Here is a 6,907-nt window from a genome sequence, read left to right as displayed (position 1 = left end):
AATCGGCGGCGCAAAGCGCCGCCGATTGTCCTTTGGGGTTTGGCATAAACTAGGCAACATAGTAGAGATCGCACTTCTGATATAGTGGTCAGCAATCTTTGCCGACTTAGTTTTAAAAACTCAAGTTTTAAGAACTCAAAATGTCTGATGTAGTAATCCAAGTCGAAAATTTAAGCAAGAAATACATTATTGGTCATCAAAAGCAAGAAAGTTATCGTTCATTGCGAGAGGCGATCGCCAATGGCACCAAAAAATTCGCGCAAAATTTTCTCAGGAAAGATCGCTTTCGACCTGATGAAGTCAAGGAAGAATTTTGGGCGCTCAAGGATATATCCTTTGAAATTAAGCGCGGCGATCGCATAGGCATCATCGGGCGCAACGGCGCAGGCAAATCCACCCTCCTCAAAATCCTCAGTCGCATCATCGAACCCACTGCTGGGAAAATATTGATTAAAGGGCGAGTTGTGAGCCTTTTAGAGGTTGGTACAGGCTTCCACCCTGAACTAACAGGTCGAGAGAATATCTACCTCAATGGGGCAATTTTGGGGATGAAGAGAAATGAAATCAAGACAAAATTTGACGAAATAGTTGCCTTTGCCGAAGTAGAAAGATTTCTAGATACACCAGTTAAAAGATATTCTTCAGGAATGTATATCAGGCTAGCTTTTGCCGTTGCCGCCCATCTCGAACCAGAGATTTTAATTGTTGATGAAGTTTTGGCTGTGGGAGATGCCGCTTTTCAAAAGAAATGCTTGGGAAAAATGGAGGATGTCGGGAAACAGGGAAGAACGGTTTTATTTGTCAGTCATAATATCGCCGCCGTTGAAAAACTATGCGATCGCGGAATTTTGTTAGCAAATGGAGAACTCAGATATATCGGCGATCGGACAAATGCAATCACCAAATATCTATCGAGCCTAACAAATAATGTAGTCTCTCTACGCGATCGCCAAGATCGCCAAGGAACTGGAGAAATCAAAGTAGTAAGTATTGATATTAGGGATGAAGATGGCAAAAGTTTGGACGTTGTAAAATCAGGACAGAATATCAGTATTTACCTTTATTTTGAAACAAAACTACTTAAAAATGATCGAATTCTTGCAGGAATATCTTTTAAAACTAACCAAGATAATCCAGTGTTTTTACATCATAGTAGACTTACTCAAAACACTCTAGATATTGCCTATGGGCGTGGCGCATTTGTTTGCCAAATCAAGAGATTACCTTTACCATCATCTGTATATAGATTGAGCTATAGTATAATGCCAAACAATGGAAGGGATGGCAGTTATTTTGATTCAATGGATAGTGCTATTGATGTCACAGTTGTGGATGGAGATTTTTATGATTCTGGGGAGGTTCCACCGATTTCCCACGGAGTTAGTTTAGTTAATGCTTTATGGCACTCAGAAAATTATGGGTTAGCCAATATTTAGCCAATATTTCAAAAAAGTTATAGAAACTATTACATAGCTATTAAGTAAGTGGGCTTAATTAAATATAAAACCCTAAAACCTGCGGTGCAAGCGCAGCGTGCGCCACAGGTTTTAGATCTGGGTTTAATTACGCTGAGGTACTTATAGCCCTCTGAGATGACTCAAAAACAATTGTTTTGATGAATCAATTAGTTAGGCTTACGCCATAAAGAGGGATGGCTATGGTATATGTCACAGGCAATAATCGAAAACGTACTATATAGCCCAAATGCATCCTAAGTTTTTGAGACTCTAACTCAACGTTGAATATATTGAATATATTAGGTAAATCAGATGACGCAACGCCATGACTTTCAGTCAATTGGTTGTGCAGAATGCACAAAAGGAGCTGGATTAGGGTTTGACTTTACAATGGCATTTCAGCCAATCGTTAACGTTACAACCAAAACAATTTTTGCTCAAGAAGCTTTGGTTAGGGGTATGGCGGAAGAACCAGCTGGGGAGATTTTAGCGAGGGTGAATAATGAAAATCAATACCGCTTCGACCAAGCCTGTCGAGTCAAGGCGGTTCAGTTAAGTGCAAAGCTGAATATTAAATCTTACGTCAGCATTAATTTCTTGCCCAATGCGGTTTATCGTCCCGAATTATGTATTCGTACTACGCTTGAGGCCGCGGAAACTTTTGGTTTTCCGATTGATCGGATTATCTTTGAAATTACTGAAGGAGAAAAGATCGAGGATCGTGCTCATCTGCTCGAAATCATCAAATATTATCAACAAGAGGGCTTCTTGACAGCGATCGATGATTTTGGGGCTGGTTACTCAGGACTTAATTTATTAGCTGATATTCAAACGGATTTAGTCAAATTAGACATGGGGCTAATCCGACATATCGATTGCAATAAGAATCGTCAGGCGATCGTGAAGGGGATTGTTCAAGTGTGCAACGAGCTAAAGATTCAAATAATTGCTGAAGGAATTGAAACCTACGAGGAGTTGGATGTTTTGCAATCCTTTGGAATCGAGCTTTTTCAAGGTTATTATTTCGCGAAACCAAAATTTCAAGGATTGGCAGTTCTAGAAAATCTATAGAATAGTGCTTTTATTCTCAAATCAAACCCAATAGAGAGTGGCGGCGCAAAGCGCCGCCACTCTCTATTGGGTTTGAGCCCTGACTTACAGTAATTATCGATCAAACGAACCACAAGGAAATTTTTGAAAGCGTTGCGAAGCAACGCTTTCAAAAGTTTCCTTGGTTTGGGTTTGAGCGCGAAGCGCTGTAAGTGAATTTATAGCGGTAAAATCGAATCTCCTTGCAAGGATATCTTCGGTTTAGCGATGATTTGAGAAGTTCTGGATTTGGCAATTTTCCAATCGTAAGACTATGCAAAACCTAAAAGATGAGTGGTGAAGCTTCGCTTCACCACTCATCTTTTAGGTTTTATGTTCTAAGAAAACCTTATACTGCTGGAGTCTTAATATTTTTATTAACAGAAATTGACATCTATTTAACTGTTCGATTGAGATATCTCACTCTATTTATAGATGACGATCCCCACCAGTCAACCTAGTGTGAGTTATCTCGTATTGAAGTATTCAGTAGAATTCAAGTATTAATCATGATTCATCAATTAGCAGTTCGCTTAGGTGTGTCGTGTGTGCTGCTCGCAACCTTGCCCCTCGCTACAGACGAAGTTATCAAATATGTTCAAGCTCCTCATATCTTTTCAGGCATTGGCGCGATCGCCTCATGCATTGGAGCATGTGTCCCAGTTTTAACTTTATTCCGCAATTCTGATTAGGTTCCCGCTTGTGAAAACTTATTCTTTATTTGGTTTTGCTTTAAAGGACGGATTGCACTCACCTAAATAACGTCAGTTCGGGTTAAACTGGCAAATTTCCAAAGCCCGCTTTAAATTATCCCGAACTCACGTTAAATAACTAAGGTCATTCTGAGGGCAGGGCTAACTCCAGCGTCCGATCACGATTCTAATCGTGCCATCTTCCAGAATCTCTTGTTGCTCAATCGCAAATCCTTGTTGCGCTGCGCTTTGTAAAACCTTGTTAGTTGCATATTGCTGGGTGATTGCGCCCAATAATTCTTCCACATTCGTTGCTACGCCCCACATATCGGCAATCAGTTCGTAGCGATCGCCGAGTTTGCGAAAACCAATATCATAGGCGTTGGGCATGGGGATCACGTACTCAGCATGGGTGCTATTACCGAGGTATCCACGTACCAAAGTATTGCGCTTGACGGGATATCCCAGTTCTTGCAGTGATTTTTCCAGCAAGTCCCCATTTTTGATTTCGATGGCGATTGTAGTGAAGTGTGACATAGTTGTTTGTATTCACTCTAAATTAATAGCAAATTTTCGTAATTCTTGAAGTAATTGCTCGTCGTTAGATGCTGTGCGTGCTCCCGACTCAGCCGCCCATTGTTTTAGGGATTCAATCTGCTGCGAAGCGATCGCTGCTAGGGGGACGGTCTCTTCGATCGCGCTAATGATATCCTCGGTGGTAAAGTCTTCGCGCTTGCCAGTGCTACCACGACCAAAGGCGCGATGGATGCCATCGAGGATCACCTGTTCGATCTCTGCACCACTAAAATTTTTGGTATGTCGCGCTAATAGCAATAGATCGAACTCCCGCATCCGATTAGGGCGTAATTTCTGTAAATGGACTTTAAAGATCTCTTGGCGTTCGGACTCGGTCGGTAAATTTAAAAAGAAAATCTCGTCAAATCTTCCTTTTCGTAATAGTTCGGCGGGCAGAATGCGGACATTGTTTGCTGTAGCAACAATAAATACAGGTGAAGTTTTTTCTTGCATCCAAGTGATGAGCGTTCCTAATACTCGCCGACTTGCCCCAGAATCTCCATCCCCCGAACCATTGATATTTCCAAAAGCCTTGTCAATTTCATCGATCCAAAGGACGCAGGGGGCAGTCGCCTCAGCGAGTTGGATCATCTGCCGCATTCGGCTCTCACTCTCTCCCACATAGCTACCAAATAAGCGCCCGATATCTAGCCTCAATAAAGGTAAGCGCCATTCATTGGCGATCGTTTTTGCCGACAGCGATTTGCCAGTGCCTTGAATGCCGACTAGTAATACGCCCTTAGGCGTGGGGATGCCATAACGCTTTGCTTCTTCGGTAAAGGCATCGCGTCGAATCCGCACCCATTGCTTCAGGTTGTCTAAGCCACCAACATTTTTAAGGGATTCATTAACCGTAAAAAATTCTAAAATTCCTGTCTGTCTGATCGCTTGCTGCTTTTCGGCAAGTACGGCATCGATGTCGGAGTCGTTTACCTGTTCTTTTTCGGCGATCGCCTTGGCTAGAACCCTTTGAATTCGCGTACGGCTTAAACCTTGGCAAGCTTTGACTAGTTGCTCTAACGCTAAGTTTGATAAATTTAATTTATTGGGTGAAATTTTTTGTTTGATTAAATATTCGATTTCCGTAACGGCGGGCAGAGGAAAATCGATCGCTGTAATTTCTTCAGTCAGTTCGGGCGGGATCTCTAACACATAGCTTGTTAAGGCAATTGTGCGGCGATCTCGTTTGAGCTCCCTCGCTAGGTTTTTTAATTCGCGAATAATGGGAATATGACGATCATGATGGGGGTATTTCAGAATCGGATGTAAATCCCGCAACACGTATAAAACGTGATCACCATCCTTGGTTGCTTTGTCCCGATGGGCGATCCGTGACAGAGCTGCCATCACTGAGCCTTTATCTGCGCCACCATCACTCCAACCTCTGGCGATGTCCCAAAATAAAATTCGACGACTGGGGCTAGATTGGATTGCCATTTCCGTCAAAAGTTCTTCGACAGGTTCTTCTTCCGCCGTAACTATATATATGAGGGGATATTTGGCGCGAAGTAGTAAATCGAACTGCTCTATCAGAGCTTGGTAAACTCTGCTTTTTTTAGGGGCAAAGGAATCGGGCGGTAGTTGTGGCGACATATTGGCAGTATAGCAATAAGTAGCTAGGCGCAATTTAAAGATAAAGCCCAAAAGATAAGCGGCGGCGCTTTGCGCCGCCACTTAATCTTTTGGGCTTTGGTAAGTACCAAAAACTACACTGCTGCCAGAGCGGGTGCTTCGAGTTTGGCAAGACGGGCTTTTAGTAGCTCTTCTAGGGTGACAAGGGCTTTCGAGAAGCCTTTGATCCCTTCGTCAAGTTTTTCTGAAGCCATGCGATCGCTAGCATGCATAGCATCAAAAGTTGCTTTATCCATAGGAATGGCGGCGATATCTGACTGGGCGGCGATTTCGGGATCGAGTTTGCGTACTAGTTCACCCTCTGTATGTTGCAATTCGTCGAGTAGTGCGGGCGAAATAGTTAACAGATCGCAACCAGCCAACTCGACGATTTCTCCCATATTGCGGAAGCTTGCGCCCATGATTTCAGTTTTATAACCAAACTTTTTATAGTAGTTATAAATTCTCGATACTGACAATACTCCTGGATCTTCATTAGCTGGATAGCTATCGCGACCAGTATCTTTTTTGTGCCAGTCGAGAATGCGTCCGACAAAAGGCGAAATTAGTTTTACGCCCGCTTCTGCACAGGCGATCGCTTGATGCAGTCCAAATAGTAAGGTCAAGTTGCAATGAATGCCTTCTTTTTCGAGTAATTCTGCTGCCTTGATACCTTCCCAAGTAGCGGCAATTTTAATTAATACGCGATCGCGAGAAATGCCGTGCGCTTCGTATTGCGAAATTAAATAATGGGCTTTTTCCAAGGTTGCTTCGGTATCGTAGGACAGCCTTGCATCTACCTCTGTGGAAACGCGACCAGGAATAATTTGCAAAATTTTCATACCAAAGGAGATCGCTAAGCGATCGAAAGCTAAGGAAACAACCTGCGCAGGCATGGCATCTTTACCAAGATCTTTTCTCGCTTCTCGCAGAGTTTCATCGACAATTTCCTGATACTGGGGCATTTGAGCCGCAGCTGTGATTAAAGATGGATTGGTAGTTGCATCTTGAGGTTTAACCATTTCAATGGCATGGATATCGCCAGTATCAGCGACAACGACCGTTATTTCCCGTAACTGATCGAGAAAACTTTTGGGCAAATCATTAGGCATTATGTCCTCCTTAGAGCTATTTACAAATAGCTACCTTTGCAAGCCTATCTTAGCCCCAACAATTTTGAAGTTTCTTCAACCTTTAGAGTAATTACAAGATCGCACCGTAAATAGCTAAATCTAAAACCCTAAGACCTGCGGCGCAAGATGCGCTTGCGCCGCAGGTTTTAGCTCTGGATTGTAATTATGCTGAGGTAGTTAGCTAAGAGAATCAAAGCCCAAAACATGAGTGACGTTGCTGAGCAACGCCACTCATGTTTTAGGGCTGTTTTGGGGCTGTTTTGGGGCTTTATGCCCTGAGGAAAACTTTAGGGGAGCATCTCACTAATGCAATGAGTATTTCTACTTATAGATGACATATGAGAAAATG

At 42.8% G+C, this 6,907-nt stretch carries 6 protein-coding genes; 3 read left to right on the top strand and 3 right to left on the bottom strand.

The annotated features are described in order from the left end of the window. Positions 1–140 precede the first annotated feature (140 nt). From PSE7429_RS19790 to PSE7429_RS19780, 3 genes are all read left to right on the top strand, one after another. A complete protein-coding gene (locus tag PSE7429_RS19790) occupies positions 141–1,436 on the top strand; it encodes an ABC transporter ATP-binding protein (protein ID WP_009629124.1) in 1,296 nt (431 codons plus the stop codon). A 333-nt stretch (positions 1,437–1,769) separates the two neighbouring features. After that, the gene (locus PSE7429_RS19785) at positions 1,770–2,528 is read left to right on the top strand and encodes an EAL domain-containing protein (RefSeq protein ID WP_009629123.1); all 759 of its coding nucleotides are present in this window, start codon (positions 1,770–1,772) and stop codon (positions 2,526–2,528) included. 527 nt (positions 2,529–3,055) lie between these two features. Then, the gene (locus PSE7429_RS19780) at positions 3,056–3,238 is read left to right on the top strand and encodes a hypothetical protein (RefSeq protein ID WP_009629122.1); all 183 of its coding nucleotides are present in this window, start codon (positions 3,056–3,058) and stop codon (positions 3,236–3,238) included. Between the two features lie 162 nt (positions 3,239–3,400). On the opposite strand, the gene PSE7429_RS19775 is transcribed toward PSE7429_RS19780, so the two are convergent. The 3 genes from PSE7429_RS19775 to PSE7429_RS19765 all read right to left on the bottom strand — a co-directional run bounded on the left by PSE7429_RS19775 (position 3,401) and on the right by PSE7429_RS19765 (position 6,537). Then, a complete protein-coding gene (locus tag PSE7429_RS19775; RefSeq protein WP_009629121.1) occupies positions 3,401–3,775 on the bottom strand; it encodes a DUF1257 domain-containing protein in 375 nt (124 codons plus the stop codon). 12 nt (positions 3,776–3,787) lie between these two features. Next, positions 3,788–5,407, bottom strand: a complete 1,620-nt coding sequence (locus PSE7429_RS19770) for an AAA family ATPase (protein ID WP_040689724.1) — start codon at positions 5,405–5,407, stop codon at positions 3,788–3,790. Positions 5,408–5,520: 113 nt separating this feature from the next. Continuing rightward, a complete protein-coding gene (locus PSE7429_RS19765; protein ID WP_009629119.1) occupies positions 5,521–6,537 on the bottom strand; it encodes a transaldolase in 1,017 nt (338 codons plus the stop codon). Between the last annotated feature and the right edge of the window lie 370 nt (positions 6,538–6,907).

It is taken from the genome of Pseudanabaena biceps PCC 7429, from assembly GCF_000332215.1.
Lineage (GTDB): Bacteria > Cyanobacteriota > Cyanobacteriia > Pseudanabaenales > Pseudanabaenaceae > Pseudanabaena > Pseudanabaena biceps.
The sequence above is the reverse complement of the archived record's forward strand: the minus strand, read 5'-3'. Positions and strand labels throughout refer to the sequence as shown.